This window comes from Burkholderia sp. LS-044 (assembly GCF_004803625.1).
GTDB lineage: Bacteria > Pseudomonadota > Gammaproteobacteria > Burkholderiales > Burkholderiaceae > Burkholderia > Burkholderia cepacia.
Genome location: NZ_SSWO01000001.1, coordinates 886,562 through 899,734 on the forward strand (window position 1 = coordinate 886,562; position 13,173 = coordinate 899,734).

The 13,173-nt window shown below is 67.9% G+C and carries 13 protein-coding genes; 4 read left to right on the top strand and 9 right to left on the bottom strand.

What is annotated here, in order from left to right:
• Positions 1-236: 236 nt before the first annotated feature.
• The gene (argG, locus tag E9536_RS04030; RefSeq protein WP_021157353.1) at positions 237-1,571 is read left to right on the top strand and encodes an argininosuccinate synthase; all 1,335 of its coding nucleotides are present in this window, start codon (positions 237-239) and stop codon (positions 1,569-1,571) included.
• 271 nt (positions 1,572-1,842) lie between these two features.
• Here the strand turns inward: argG and E9536_RS04035 are convergent, their stop codons facing one another.
• Both E9536_RS04035 and E9536_RS04040 read right to left on the bottom strand, forming a co-directional pair.
• Complete coding sequence (locus E9536_RS04035) at positions 1,843-3,153, bottom strand: MFS transporter (RefSeq protein WP_060313363.1); 1,311 nt, start codon at positions 3,151-3,153, stop codon at positions 1,843-1,845.
• 217 nt (positions 3,154-3,370) lie between these two features.
• Positions 3,371-4,453: a tartrate dehydrogenase gene (locus E9536_RS04040; protein WP_136469310.1), complete on the bottom strand. Its 1,083-nt coding sequence runs from the start codon at positions 4,451-4,453 to the stop codon at positions 3,371-3,373.
• Between the two features lie 108 nt (positions 4,454-4,561).
• Between E9536_RS04040 and E9536_RS04045 the strand changes: the two genes are divergently transcribed.
• Positions 4,562-5,494, top strand: coding sequence for a LysR substrate-binding domain-containing protein (locus tag E9536_RS04045; protein ID WP_136469311.1), 933 nt, complete (start codon positions 4,562-4,564; stop codon positions 5,492-5,494).
• 295 nt (positions 5,495-5,789) lie between these two features.
• Here the strand turns inward: E9536_RS04045 and E9536_RS04050 are convergent, their stop codons facing one another.
• From E9536_RS04050 to E9536_RS04060, 3 genes are all read right to left on the bottom strand, one after another.
• Entirely contained in the window at positions 5,790-6,782 is a 993-nt protein-coding gene (locus E9536_RS04050; RefSeq protein ID WP_247873409.1) for a LysR family transcriptional regulator, read from the bottom strand.
• A gap of 99 nt (positions 6,783-6,881) precedes the next feature.
• A complete protein-coding gene (locus E9536_RS04055; RefSeq protein WP_060195018.1) occupies positions 6,882-7,301 on the bottom strand; it encodes a hypothetical protein in 420 nt (139 codons plus the stop codon).
• 122 nt (positions 7,302-7,423) lie between these two features.
• Positions 7,424-8,224 carry a helix-turn-helix transcriptional regulator gene (locus E9536_RS04060; RefSeq protein WP_059693851.1) on the bottom strand — a complete coding sequence of 267 codons (801 nt, stop codon included), beginning with the start codon at positions 8,222-8,224 and terminating at the stop codon, positions 7,424-7,426.
• Positions 8,225-8,408: 184 nt separating this feature from the next.
• On the opposite strand from E9536_RS04060, the gene E9536_RS04065 reads away from it, so the two are divergent.
• Positions 8,409-9,035 carry a LysE family translocator gene (locus tag E9536_RS04065; RefSeq protein WP_027790929.1) on the top strand — a complete coding sequence of 209 codons (627 nt, stop codon included), beginning with the start codon at positions 8,409-8,411 and terminating at the stop codon, positions 9,033-9,035.
• A 13-nt stretch (positions 9,036-9,048) separates the two neighbouring features.
• Positions 9,049-9,813: a class I SAM-dependent methyltransferase gene (locus E9536_RS04070; RefSeq protein ID WP_136469312.1), complete on the top strand. Its 765-nt coding sequence runs from the start codon at positions 9,049-9,051 to the stop codon at positions 9,811-9,813.
• A 19-nt stretch (positions 9,814-9,832) separates the two neighbouring features.
• Here E9536_RS04070 and E9536_RS04075 read toward each other — a convergent pair whose 3' ends face one another.
• The 4 genes from E9536_RS04075 to E9536_RS04090 form a co-directional block, all read right to left on the bottom strand.
• Positions 9,833-10,522 carry a DUF2848 domain-containing protein gene (locus tag E9536_RS04075; protein WP_136469313.1) on the bottom strand — a complete coding sequence of 230 codons (690 nt, stop codon included), beginning with the start codon at positions 10,520-10,522 and terminating at the stop codon, positions 9,833-9,835.
• A gap of 71 nt (positions 10,523-10,593) precedes the next feature.
• A complete protein-coding gene (locus E9536_RS04080) occupies positions 10,594-10,980 on the bottom strand; it encodes a hypothetical protein (RefSeq protein ID WP_048022440.1) in 387 nt (128 codons plus the stop codon).
• Between the two features lie 48 nt (positions 10,981-11,028).
• Positions 11,029-12,507 (bottom strand): 4-hydroxyphenylacetate 3-hydroxylase N-terminal domain-containing protein, encoded by a 1,479-nt coding sequence (locus E9536_RS04085; RefSeq protein ID WP_136469314.1) that lies wholly within the window; start codon positions 12,505-12,507, stop codon positions 11,029-11,031.
• Between the two features lie 36 nt (positions 12,508-12,543).
• Complete coding sequence (locus tag E9536_RS04090; protein WP_049097883.1) at positions 12,544-13,071, bottom strand: flavin reductase family protein; 528 nt, start codon at positions 13,069-13,071, stop codon at positions 12,544-12,546.
• Positions 13,072-13,173 lie beyond the last annotated feature (102 nt).

The window sequence follows — 13,173 nt, forward strand, 5'->3', positions numbered from 1 at the left end:
GCCGATCCGGCCCCGGAAACACGGCCGGCGTCCGGGCTCATCGGCGCCTGATTTGCCGTGATTTCGCGCCGCCCCGGGCGGCGTTCTCCACCCGGTTAACCGCCCGTCAAGCCCGCCGCGACAGGCCCGGCGACGGTTCCGGACGAAAATCAACCCTTGCCCCAACCTCCCGGACAGCCGATACTCGCATATTCCGCGAAATACGATCCCACCGGCTTCAATCCACGGTAATTCCTATGAGCACGATTCTCGAAAGCCTCCCGACCGGCCAGAAGGTCGGTATCGCCTTCTCCGGCGGCCTGGACACCAGCGCAGCGCTGCACTGGATGAAACTCAAGGGCGCCGTCCCGTACGCATACACGGCGAACCTCGGCCAGCCCGACGAAGACGATTACGACGCGATCCCGAAACGCGCGATCGAATACGGCGCAGCCGGCGCCCGCCTGATCGACTGCCGCGCGCAGCTCGTCGCAGAAGGCATCGCGGCGCTGCAAAGCGGCGCGTTCCACATCACGACGGCCGGCGTCACGTACTTCAACACCACGCCGATCGGCCGCGCCGTGACGGGCACGATGCTCGTCGCCGCGATGAAGGAAGACGGCGTCAACATCTGGGGCGACGGCAGCACGTACAAGGGCAACGACATCGAGCGCTTCTACCGCTACGGCCTGCTCGTGAACCCGGATCTGAAGATCTACAAGCCGTGGCTCGACCAGACGTTCATCGACGAGCTCGGCGGCCGTGCCGAAATGTCCGAATTCATGAACCAGGCCGGCTTCGCGTACAAGATGTCGGCCGAAAAGGCCTACTCGACCGATTCGAACCTGCTCGGCGCAACGCACGAAGCGAAGGATCTCGAAAGCCTCGAGAGCGGCATCAAGATCGTGAACCCGATCATGGGCGTCGCGTTCTGGCGCGACGACGTGAAGATCGCCGCGGAAGAAGTGACGGTGCGCTTCGAAGCCGGCCAGCCGGTCGCGCTGAACGGCGTCGAGTTCACCGACCCGGTCGAGCTGCTGCTGGAAGCGAACCGCATCGGCGGCCGTCACGGCCTCGGCATGAGCGACCAGATCGAAAACCGGATCATCGAGGCGAAGAGCCGCGGCATCTACGAAGCCCCGGGCCTCGCGCTGCTGTACATCGCGTACGAGCGTCTCGTCACCGGCATCCACAACGAAGACACGATCGAGCAGTATCGCGAGAACGGCCGCCGTCTCGGCCGCCTGCTGTACCAGGGCCGCTGGTTCGACCCGCAGGCGATCATGCTGCGTGAAACGGCCCAGCGCTGGGTCGCGCGCGCGATCACCGGCGAAGTGAAGATCGAACTGCGCCGCGGCAACGACTACTCGATCCTGAGCACGAAGTCGCCGAACCTCACGTACCAGCCGGAACGCCTGTCGATGGAGAAGGTGGCATCGACGTTCTCGCCGCGCGACCGGATCGGCCAGCTGACGATGCGCAACCTCGACATCACCGATACGCGCGACAAGCTGCGCGTGTATTCGCAAGTCGGGCTGCTGACGCCGGGCGAAGCATCGGCGCTGCCGCAGATCAAGGGCGACGACAAGTAAGTCGCCTCGCTCGACGCCGTGCCGCATCGCTGGATGCGGCACGGTCAGGCAGGCTGCGCGGGTTGATCCTCTTCTTCACGCACGCAGCCTGCCGCTCCCTCCCTCTCCCCCGCCTTTCCGCTTCCCCTTCCGCAATTGCATCAGGCCGCGTAGCGCACCGGCGGCACGGCACCGCCGCGCCAGTCATGGCAAGCTGCGAGTCATCTCGATGCATGAAGCCGGGCGTGCTCACGATACGCGCCGGCCCGGCGTCCCGGCGCACCGGCCGCGCCTACGAGTGATGCCGCACGCCCGGCACGGCCGCTTCCCTCGCACCCTTGCGGCTCAGCATCAGCGTGACGACCGCCGACACCGCGAGCGTGCCCGCCACCACGTAGAGCCCCGCGGCATAGCCGCCCGTCACGTGCTTCAGCCAGCCGATCGCGAACGGCCCGACGAACCCGCCGAGGTTGCCGATCGAGTTGATCATCGCGATGCCGGCCGCCGCGCCGGCACCTGACAGGAACGCGCTCGGCATCGCCCACAGCGGCGCCTTCGCGGCACTGATCCCGATGTTGACGACGACCAGCGCGAGCACGGTGAGCAGCGCGGTGCCCGCCTGCCCCGCAAACACGAAGCCGATACACGCGAGCACGCACGGAATCACGACGTGCCAGGTGCGCTCGCCGCTGCGATCCGAATGCCGCGCCCAGGCGATCATCGCGACGACCGCGGCGATGCTCGGGATCCCGGTGAGCAGGCCCGTCTGCAGCGCGGTGAAGCCGAACTGCTTGACCATCAACGGCGCCCACAGGCCGAGCGTATACAGCCCCGCCGACGTGCCGAAATAGATCAGCGCAAGCGCCAGCACGCGCGGATCGCGCAGCGCCTGCCACGCGCCGGCGGTATGTCCGGCATGCGTGTGGCGCGCATCGGCTTCGGCTTTCAGCTTCGCGACCAGCCAGTCGCGCTCGTCCGCCCGCAGCCATGCGGCCTTCGACGGCGAATCGGTCAGGCACCTGAGCACGACGAAGCCGAGCACGACCGCCGGCAGCGCTTCGACGATGTACAGCATCTGCCAGTCGGCGAGCCCGAACATCGGCGGCATCTGCATGATCGCGCCCGACAGCGGCGAACCGATCGCGGTCGAGATCGGCGCGGCCGCCATGAACCACGCGGCGGCCACCGCGCGCTGCTTCGCGGGAAACCACAGGCTCAGGTACAGGATGATGCCGGGGAAGAATCCGGCCTCGGCCATGCCGAGCAGGAAGCGCAGCACGTAGAAGCTCGTCGGCCCGGCCGCGAATGCGGACACGGCCGACACGATCCCCCACGTGATCATCACGCGTGCGATCCAGATGCGCGCGCCGACGCGATGCAGAATCAGGTTGGACGGCACTTCGAACAGGAAGTAGCCGATGAAGAACAGGCCGCCGCCGAACCCGAACGCGGTCGGCGACAGGCCGATCGCCTTGTTCATCGTCATCGCGGCAAAGCCGACGTTGACGCGATCGAGAAAGCTGACGAAATAAAGCAGCATCACGAACGGAATGATGCGCCACATCAGTTTCCGCGCGACGCGCGTTTCCAGATCCGCTTGCATGTGTCTCCTCCTTCGAGGTCGAGCCGTGCTCTGCCGTGAATGCTCGCCGGCGCCGCCGCGAAACGGGCGCCGGGGCGCCCGGGCGCCCGGCTCGCGTCGGATGCGCGAGTCGCGGGCAGGAAAACGGGGAGACGATGAACGGGCGACAGCCGGTGACCGGTTGCGCACGCGCGCCGCCGCTACGTCGCGGCCCGCCCGCCCATCGCCGCCCGTGTCATCAGGCGGCGATCGCCGCGTTCGCGACACGCTCGCAGACAGCCGCCGTCACCTGCGCGGTCGTCGCGCTGCCGCCGAGATCGCGCGTGTGCAGCGACGGGTCGGACGTCACCGCCTCGATCACCCGCATCACGCTTGCGGCGGCCTCCGCTTCGCCGAGGTGGTCGAGCAGCATCACGACCGACCAGAACGTGCCGACCGGATTCGCGAGCCCCTTGCCCATGATGTCGAACGCAGAGCCATGGATCGGCTCGAACATCGACGGATAACGGCGCTCGGGATCGATGTTGCCGGTCGGCGCGATGCCGAGGCTGCCGGCGAGCGCGGCCGCGAGATCGCTGAGGATGTCCGCGTGCAGGTTGGTCGCGACGATCGTGTCGAGCGACGCCGGCCGGTTGACCATGCGCGCGGTCGCCGCGTCGACAAGCTCCTTGTCCCACGTCACGTCGGGAAACTCCTGCGCGACCTGCTTCGCGATCTCGTCCCACATCACCATCGCGTGCCGCTGCGCGTTGCTCTTCGTGATCACGGTCAGCAGCTTGCGCGGGCGCGACTGCGCGAGCCGGAACGCGAAGCGCATGATGCGTTCGACGCCGGCGCGCGTGAGGATCGACACGTCGGTCGCGGCTTCGATCGGATGGCCCTGGTGCACGCGGCCGCCGACGCCCGCATATTCGCCCTCGGAGTTCTCGCGGACGATCACCCAGTTCAGGTCGCCGGGCCCGCAGCGCTTCAGCGGCGCGTCGATACCGGGCAGGATGCGCGTCGGTCGCACGTTCGCGTACTGGTCGAAGCCCTGGCAGATCTTCAGGCGCAGCCCCCACAGCGTCACGTGATCGGGCACGTCGGGGTCACCCGCCGAGCCGAACAGGATCGCGTCCTTGCCGCGCAGCGCGTCGAGGCCGTCGGCCGGCATCATCGCGCCGTGCTCGCGGTAGTATTCGGCGCCCCAGTCGAAATCCTCGAACTCGAACGCGAAGCGGTCGCTGCCGCGGGCCAGCGCCTCCAGCACCTGCTTGCCGGCCGGCACCACTTCCTTGCCGATCCCGTCGCCGGGAATCGTTGCGATACGGTAGGTCTTCATGCGCACATCCTCGATTGATCGTCAGCGTGGAGGCACTTTACCGAACCAGGAGTGCAGGAACCGGTGCTAGACTCAAAGCATCTTTAACTTGAATTCATGAATCCCGTCATGGCGGATACCGTCCAGCCGGCCGATCTCGGCTTCTTCTCGACGCTCGCCGCCTCCGGCAGCCTCAGCGCGGCCGCGCGCGAACTCGGGCTGACCGCGGCGGCCGTCAGCAAGCGGCTCACGCAGATGGAACGGCGCGCGGGCGTCACGCTGGTGAACCGCACGACGCGGCGGATGATGCTGACGCCGGAAGGCGACGTGTGTCTCGACTACGCGCGCCGGATCCTCGACCAGATGGACGAACTCGGCGAGTTGCTCGGCAGCGCGAAGCAGCGCCCGAAGGGGTTGCTGCGCGTGAATGCGACGCTCGGTTTCGGCCGCAGCCACGTCGGCCCGGCGATTTCACGCTTCGTCGCGCGGTATCCGGAAGTGTCGGTGCAACTGCAGTTGTCGGTGATGCCGCCGCCGCTCACCGACGACGCGTTCGACGTGTGCATCCGCTTCGGCGAGCCGCCCGATTCGCGCGTCGTCGCGCGGCGGCTCGCGCCGAACCGCCGGCTGCTGTGCGCGGCGCCCGCGTATCTCGCGCGGCACGGCACCCCGGGCACGCCGCACGACCTGACGCGGCACAACTGCATTGGCATCCGCCAGGGGGACGAGGGTTACGGCGTCTGGCGCCTGACGAGCGGGCGCGGCACGGCGCGTTATACGGAAGCCGTGCGGATCAACGGCAACCTGACGACGAACGACGGCGAGATCGCCGTGAAGTGGGCGCTCGACGGGCACGGGATCCTGATGCGCGCGGAATGGGATCTGCGCGACTACCTCGCCGACGGGCGCCTGGTCGTCGTGCTGCCCGATCACGAAACGCCGGGCGCCGACATTTATGCGGTGTATGCGCAGCGTCACCAGATGTCCGCGCGGATTCGGGCGTTCGTGGATTTTCTGGCGGAGGAGCTGGGGCGGTTGAGGACGGTGCAGGGAAAACCGTAAGGCCGAGGCAAGCCGCCGTCGCCATATGCGTGCGGCACGACGACGCTCGACGGCCGAATCGCCCCGCACGTGGCCACGGTTCGCTCCGCATGCGCATGGGCTTGTCTCGCCAGGCTGGGCATCAAAAGGCAAATATTCTGGCGAAACACGGCTCACGATCGCCAGAATATTTGCATCTCGATGCACCGCCCCCATCCTGCGACGCGGCTCGCACTGCCCGCCCCCGAGCAGGCGCACATGGCCGCCGCGTTTCGCCTCGCGCACGATTGACCGCCCTTCGTTCAGCGCTCCCCGTTCACGCCACTGCGACCTGACTCCCCTCGCGATCGTTCATCTCGACGACTTCCCGCACCAGCTGTCGCGCCATGGCCCCCGCGACGGCCACGCCCTCCCGATCCCGTTCAAACCGCTCGACGATCCAGTCGACGAACGCGCGCACGCCGGGCGACACATGCGGGCGCTTCACATACACGGCCGACACCGCGATCGCACCCGGCCGCCAGCGCGGCAGCACTTCCCGCAACCGCCCCGCGTCGATCAGCGGCTGCGCAGCGACGCGCGGCGGCTGGATCAGCCCGAGGCCATGCACGCCGCACGCCAGGTACGCCTGCTCGTCCTCCACACTGACGATCCCGTCGAGCCGCACCTTGCGCACCGCGCCATCGACGAGGAAATCGAGTTCGGCCGTACGCTGCCCCGGAACCGACGACGCGCCGACCGCACGATGCACGGCCAGATCGTCGAGCGTGCGCGGCGCGCCGTGGCGGTCGAGATACGCGGGGCTCGCGCATGTCACGCGCTCGAGCGTGCCGAGCCGGCGCGCAACGAGCGACGAATCGGGCAGTTCGCCAAGCTGGACGCTGCAGTCGATCGCGTCGCCGATGCGATCGGCCGGGCGCCCGGATACGCCCAGCGTCAGCGCCAGATCGGGATGCCGTGCATGGAACTCGCCGAGCGCCGGCAGCACGATCGCATCCGCGACCGCCGCCGGCAGCTCGACGCGCAGCGGCCCGCTCGGGTGCAGCGCGGCGCCGCGAATGCTGGCCTCGAGCTCGTCGACGTCGGCCGTGATGCGCACGCAGCGCCGGTAATACGCGTCGCCTTCGGGCGTCGCCCGCAGCGCGCGCGTCGTACGCACCAGCAACGGCATGCCGAGCGCCGTTTCGAGTTCCTGCACGGTCCGCGTCGCGGTGGCGCGCGAAATGCCGAGCGCCTGCGCCGCGCGCGTAAAGCTGTTCATTTCGACGATGCGCGTGAAGATGCGCATCGCGCGGATCGGATTGTCCACCGGACACCCCTGCATGTTTGCCGCATGCCGCGGCGCACACTTGCGCGCCCGCCGTGCATGCGTATCGAGGAACGCCGCGCCGTCGGCGCGGCAGACGGTTCAGCCGTTCGCCGCCGCGGCGCCGCGCGCCGGGTCGTCGAGCAGCCGTTGCGCCAGCGCGAGTGCGTCGTCGCGGGTGGCGGCCGCGTTCAGCGGATAACCCCAGACCTTCTCGAACGCGCCCGAGAACGCGTCGAGCGCCGCGCGCCGCGCGGCGTCGGGCTCGATCGCGATCATCGCGGGGATCCATTCGTGCGACTGCGCGCGGTTGGCCTTGCTCCACTTCGCGAGCTGCTTGCGCAACTCGTGATCGTCGGCGCCGCGGTCATTGCCGGACGGCGCATCGTCGGTCAGAAGAACGAACGGTTCGCGACGCGCGAGCAATGCGTCGAGTTCGGCGATCAGGCTGGCGGGGTCGGTGTGCGTCGAACCGGTGTAACGCAACCAGACAAACGGGAATTCGGTCGTGGTGATGTGCATGTCGGCCTCCAGATGAGAACGATTCTCATTTTATGGATCGAGGCCCACGGCGTCATTTATCGTCCCGGCCAACCGCTTGCCCGATCCGGCCAATCGCGCCCGGATGGCGCGAGTCGCGCGGTTCAGCGTTGCCGGTCGGTCAGGAATTGCGTCGGCGACTTGCCGGTCGCCTTGCGGAACATCGTCACGAAGCTGCTCGCGCTCTCGTAGCCGAGCTCGATCGCGATCTGGTGCACGCGGCGGCCGGTCGTCAGCATCCGCAGCGACAGCGCGACGTGCAGCCGCCGGCGCCAGTCGCCGAGGCTCATCCCGAGCTCCTTCGCCGCGAGCCGCGTCAGGCTGCGCTCGCTGATGCCCGCGCGCCGCGCGAGCTCGGCCAGCGGCGACTTGTCGGCCGGATCGGCGAGCAGATGGTCGATCAGCTTGCGCAGCCGGCGATCGGCAGGCATCGGCAGGTACAGGTCCTCGACCGGTGCGGCGACGAGTTCGTCGAGCAGCGTCGCCATCAGCCGCCCCTGCGGCCCGTCGACGTCGTACAGGTTCGGAAAGCTCGCCGCCTTCAGCAGCAGTTCGCGCAGCAGCGGCGACACCGACAGCGTGCAGCAGCGCGCGGGGAGGTCGAGGGCGGCATCCGGTTCGACCAGCACCGCGTAGAACGTCGCGCCGGCCGAGCCGCGCGCCGCGTGCGGAACGTCGCCCGGAATCCATACCGTGCATTGCGGCGGCGCGCTCCACACGCCACCGTCGATCTCGCAATAGATGACGCCGCTCAACGTGTAGAGCAACTGCGCCTGCGGATGGCTGTGCCACTCGAGCCGCCATTCGGGCTCGACGACCGAGCCGCCGAACACGACGAGCGGACGCGGCACGTGGAAGACTTCGTCATCCGCTGCGGGATCGGTGGTCGGAGGAAGCTGGCGCATGAAACGGTGGACGATGGAGGAAGCCGGACGCCCTGCCCGCGCGTCCTTTAGTGCTTATACCAGAAAGGCGCCGGCGCGGCCCTGCCGGCCGGGCGGGTGCCCGTGCGGCGTCTGCAGCCGCCTGCCGATGCGAATACAATGCCCCGATCCCCCGCCGCCGCCGCACCCACCTGCCGGAGCCGTCATGTTCGACCTGACCACGCTGACCACTTTCACGGCCGTCGTCCTGGGCCTGTTCCTGATTCCCGGCCCCGCCGTGCTGCTCGTGCTGAGCCGCACCGTGCAGGGCGGCCGCAAGACCGGCATCCTGACCGGCCTCGGCGTCGCCAGCGGCGACTTCGTGCATACGCTGTTCGCGGCCGTCGGCCTGTCGGCGCTGCTGATGACGTCGGCGCTCGCGTTCAATGTCGTGAAGGTGATCGGCGCCGCGTACCTGATCTATCTCGGCGTGCGCGCGCTGCTGGAGAAGCCGTCCGATCCGTCGCTGCCGAGCGTATCGCCCGTCACCCCGCTCAAGGCGTACCTGCAGGCGATTCCCGCCGAGGTGCTGAATCCGAAGACCGCGCTGTTCTTCCTCGCGTTCATGCCGCAATTCGTGCATCCGGAACGCGGCTCGACGTTCGTGCAGTTCGCGGTGCTCGGGCTGATCTTCGTCGTGCTCAGCTCGCTCTACACGACGCTGATCGCCTGCTCGATCCGTCCGCTCGGCCGCATCGTGAAGCGGCTCACGTGGCTCACGCGCTGGCAGGGGAAGATCATCGGCTCGATCTTCATCGCGCTCGGGCTGCGCGTGGCCGTGCAGCAGCGCTGACACGCGCGGCCGCATGACGTCCGCCGCCACGCCCGCCGGCGAAGCGCTCTACACCGACCCGCGCCTCGTCGCGGTCTACGACCTGTTCAACGCGGGCGATCGGGATTTCGCGTTCTACGCGTCCGTGATCGGCGCCGCACGCCGACGCATCCTCGACCTCGGCTGCGGCACCGGCACGTTCGCGCGCCGGCTCGCGGCAGCCGGGCACGACGTCGTGGCGATCGATCCCGCGCCGGCGATGATCGAATACGCCCGACGCCAGCCGGGCGCCGACGCGGTCCACTGGCTTGCGTGCGGGCTGGACGGCCTGCCGCCCGACGCGCCGCCGTTCGATGCCGTCGTGATGACCGGGCATGCGTTCCAGTGCCTGCTGACCGACGCCAAAATCGATACGACGCTGCGCGGCGCGCGGCGCGTGCTCGCCGACGGCGGCCGCTTCCTGTTCGAGACCCGCAATCCGCGCATCGCGCCGTGGCATGCATGGACGCCGGCACATTCGGCACGCAGCGTCGAATCGCGCGAATCGGGCATCGTCGACCTGCATCATGCGGTGCGCTCCGTGGACGGCGCAATCGTCACGTTCGACACGCACTACCGCTTCCGCCGCGACGACACGGTGCTGACGAACACGAGCCGGCTGCGCTTCATCACTCAACCCGACTTGCGGGAGCGCGTGATCGCGGCCGGATTCTCGTCGGCCGAGTGGTACGGCGACTGGCAGCACGCGCCGTTCGACGCTGCGACCAGCGCGGAGATCATCGCGATCTGCCGCGCGTGAGTGCGCGTTCCCGGTCGCGTCAGCCCGCCACCGGCAGCGTGTCCACCGCATACACGTGCCGCAGCGTGCGGCCCAGCACCGGATCGTCCAGCTCGACCTCGAACCGCTCGGCCGGCCGAATGCCGCCGATCGCCGCCAGCGTGCCGCACAGCATCGCGGTGCCGTCGACGAAGCGGCCGTCGTGGCGTGCGAACTGCGCGAGCAGGTCGTCCGGTGCGCGCATCGTGCTCACCTTGCCTTCCTGGTACAGCACGCGCTCGCCGCCGATCGTCGCGTAGGCGCGCAGCACGAGCTGATCCCAGTGCCCGGCCACGTCGTCGAGCTTCCACAGCGTGTTCGCGCACGGCTTGCCGCACATCTGCTTCGACACCGTGATCCCGTACGTCTCGACCTCCCGGTCGGTGTGGTCGGACGCGATGCCGACGAACGTCTCGCCGCCGTCGCGCACCAGCACGAATTCCGCTTCGCCGCTGCTCTGCCCGCCCGACACCTGGATTGCGGGCGACGGATCGAGGCGGTCGGCCGCGACGCGGTAGAACACGGGCGTCGTCGCCGGGCGCTTGACGCCCAGTTCCTCCAGCTCGCGGATGTGCTTCTCCATGGCAGCCGTGTCGCGGCCGGTCCAGCCCGCGATCACGAGCGTGTCGATCGCGATCGCGCGCTCGGTGCGGCCGTCGCGACCGTCGATCGCAAACGTGATGGTTTTCATCGAATGCTCCTCGTAGCGGGCAGCGCACGCGCGATGCGGCGCCGCCCGCGATGTGTCGTGAATGGCCGGGCTCAGGCCGGGTCGTAGTAGTGGATCTCCAGCAGCACGCAGCCGCCGTTCGACTTGAACGGGCCGTGCCATGCGCCGGGCGGGCGCACCGCATACGTGTAGCCCTTGAACGGCGTGCCGCCGTTACCGTGTTCGTCGTTGCCGACGGTCAGGTCGCCTTCGACGAGAAACACCTCTTCCCAGTAGTCGTGCACGAACGGCTTCTTCGTATGCAGCCCGGCCGGCAGGCGCAGCAAGCGCGTGCGGCTGCCGCGCTTCCGCTCGGTGTCGAGCGCGCCGGACAGGATCAGTTCCTGCGCGCCGGATGCCGGGTCATAGCCTTCCGGCAGTTGCCAGTCGCGCTGCATGTCCAGCGTATGGAATTCGTCGTGAAGCTTGTTGATGGCCATCTGTCTCTCCTGTGGCGATAGCGGATGAGTCGAACGCGATGCGGCGCGTCAGGCGGCGCGCGGCGTCGACAGTTCCTGGTTCAGCGAATAGCTGCCGAGCATCGAATCGACAAGATGCGACGCGCGCTGCCAGTCATACGTGCGATACGCATGCCCCTTCGTGACGAACGACGCGCCGGCGTAGAACAGTTCGTACTGGTTGTGGCGCGACGCGAATTCGGAGCCGACCGCATCCCACGCGAGCTTGAAGAACTTCACGCGCTCCTCGGACGAGCACACCGGCGACTTCTGCGTCTTCTCGATGATGCGCAGCAGGTCGGGGTTCTCGAAATCGCGCACGCTGGACGGCAGCATGATCATTCCGCCGCCGGCGAGCTCGCGCAGCGTGTTGAGCACCTTCGAATAAAGCTGCTGCGTGACGACCTGCGAGCCGTACAGCATGTTGCGGTCGGGCACGTAGAAGCCGTTGACGACGGTGCCCTTCGCTTCCATCCCGTAGACCCACGCCTCGACCATCGACGCTTCGGCCGCGAGCTGGCCCAGCGTTTCGCGCACCTGCGGGAACGCATTCGTGCCGTTGACCTCGGAGATCTTCAGGCCGAGCCCGACGAGGAAGCGCAGCTTCGTCATCAGGCGCACCTGGCATTGGTAGTTCTGGTACACGTGCGCGGGCGTCGCGTGGAACTGCTTCGCGCACATCGCCGTGTTGCCGGCAACGAAGATCCGTTCCCACGGCACCTTCACGTCGTCGAAATACAGCACCGCGTCGTTCTCGTCGAAGCGGCTCGACAGCGGGTTGTCGAACACCGATGTCGCGTTCTCCTCGTACGACTTGCGCGACAGGATCTTCATCCCCTTCGCGTTCATCGGCACCGCGAACGACAGCGCATACATCTCGTCGCCCTCGCGCAGCGGCTGGATGCAGCTGCAGAACACCTCGTTCGCCATGATTCCGCTCGTCGCGAGCATCTTCGCGCCGCGCACCGTGATGCCTTCGGCATCCTGATCGACGATGCCGACCGCGAGGTACTTGTCCTCCTGCTCGTGCGCGGCTTTCGACTGGTTCGCCTGCGGATTCACGATCACGTAGGTCAGGAACAGGTCGTTGTCGCGTGCGTAGCGGTAGTAGTCGCGCAGCGCGCCCGCCCGCGCCGGATCGTATTGCTCGAACACGTCGGCGCCCATCACCATGCCGGCAAGACAGGACGCGACGTGATCCGGCGAGCGGCCCATGAAGCCGTAATGCAGTTCCGACCACGCTTCCAGCGCGGCGCGGCGTTCGACGAGTTCGTCGTAGGAGGTCGGCAGTTGCCAGATCCGGCTGACGCGGTTGCCCGAGTCGGGCGACACGAACGTCATCTTCTCGACGTTTTCGTCACGCGCCTGGTAGTCGTACAGGCTCGCGTAGCTGCGGATCGAATTGCGGAATGCCGCATGCGCGGTCACGTCGCCGACCGGCTGGCCGTTCAGGTAGACCTGCCGCTCGTCGCGCAGCGACGCGCTGTGCTGGGTCCCGTTCTTGATCATGATGTCCTCCTGGGTGGAATGAAACGTGGATTGCATTCAGGCAGACGGCGCGTGCATGCCGTCGAGCGTGCGATAGCGGCCGCCGAAGAAGATCAGCGGGCGCCCTTCCGAGCGCGCGCGGTGCCGCGTCACGCGGCCGACGAAGATCACGTGATCGCCGCCGTCGTACTGCGCGTAGGGCTCGCATTCGAACGTCGCGAGCGCGTCGGGCAGCAGCACCGCGCCGTCGTCATCGGCCGCGCCGGCACGCCAACCCCACTTGTCGCCGTTCGCTTTCGCGAAGCAGTTCGACAGGTGCTGTTGCGTCTCATCGAGCACGTTGACCGCATAGCCGCCCGCGCCGGCCAGGTCGCCGAGGCTCAGGCTGCGACGGTCGACCGAAAACAGGATCAGCGGCGGGTCCAGCGACACCGAATTGAACGACGCGACCGTGATACCGATCGGCGCCCCCTCCTTGCGCGGGGCGGTAATCACCGCGACGCCCGTCGCGAACATCGACAGCGCGGCGCGAAAGCGCCGCTGCGCGTCGGCACCCGCACCGGTTCCGGCATGGTTCTCGCTCATCTCGTCCTCCTTGGGTTGCATCGCCGGATTCCGCAGCGGAATCCGGCCCAACAAAGCACCGTTACTTAGCTTTGTTATTTAGCTTTTATTAAATGTAAACAC

Bases quoted from the DNA above. Each gene is read 5' to 3' on its own strand.
- argG (WP_021157353.1), top strand. From the start codon at position 237: ATGAGCACGATTCTCGAAAGCCTCCCGACCGGCCAGAAGGTCGGTATC.
- E9536_RS04035 (WP_060313363.1), bottom strand. From the start codon at position 3,153: ATGCAAGCGGATCTGGAAACGCGCGTCGCGCGGAAACTGATGTGGCGC.
- E9536_RS04040 (WP_136469310.1), bottom strand. From the start codon at position 4,453: ATGAAGACCTACCGTATCGCAACGATTCCCGGCGACGGGATCGGCAAG.
- E9536_RS04045 (WP_136469311.1), top strand. From the start codon at position 4,562: ATGGCGGATACCGTCCAGCCGGCCGATCTCGGCTTCTTCTCGACGCTC.
- E9536_RS04055 (WP_060195018.1), bottom strand. From the start codon at position 7,301: ATGCACATCACCACGACCGAATTCCCGTTTGTCTGGTTGCGTTACACC.
- E9536_RS04060 (WP_059693851.1), bottom strand. From the start codon at position 8,224: ATGCGCCAGCTTCCTCCGACCACCGATCCCGCAGCGGATGACGAAGTC.
- E9536_RS04065 (WP_027790929.1), top strand. From the start codon at position 8,409: ATGTTCGACCTGACCACGCTGACCACTTTCACGGCCGTCGTCCTGGGC.
- E9536_RS04070 (WP_136469312.1), top strand. From the start codon at position 9,049: ATGACGTCCGCCGCCACGCCCGCCGGCGAAGCGCTCTACACCGACCCG.
- E9536_RS04075 (WP_136469313.1), bottom strand. From the start codon at position 10,522: ATGAAAACCATCACGTTTGCGATCGACGGTCGCGACGGCCGCACCGAG.
- E9536_RS04080 (WP_048022440.1), bottom strand. From the start codon at position 10,980: ATGGCCATCAACAAGCTTCACGACGAATTCCATACGCTGGACATGCAG.
- E9536_RS04085 (WP_136469314.1), bottom strand. From the start codon at position 12,507: ATGATCAAGAACGGGACCCAGCACAGCGCGTCGCTGCGCGACGAGCGG.
- E9536_RS04090 (WP_049097883.1), bottom strand. From the start codon at position 13,071: ATGAGCGAGAACCATGCCGGAACCGGTGCGGGTGCCGACGCGCAGCGG.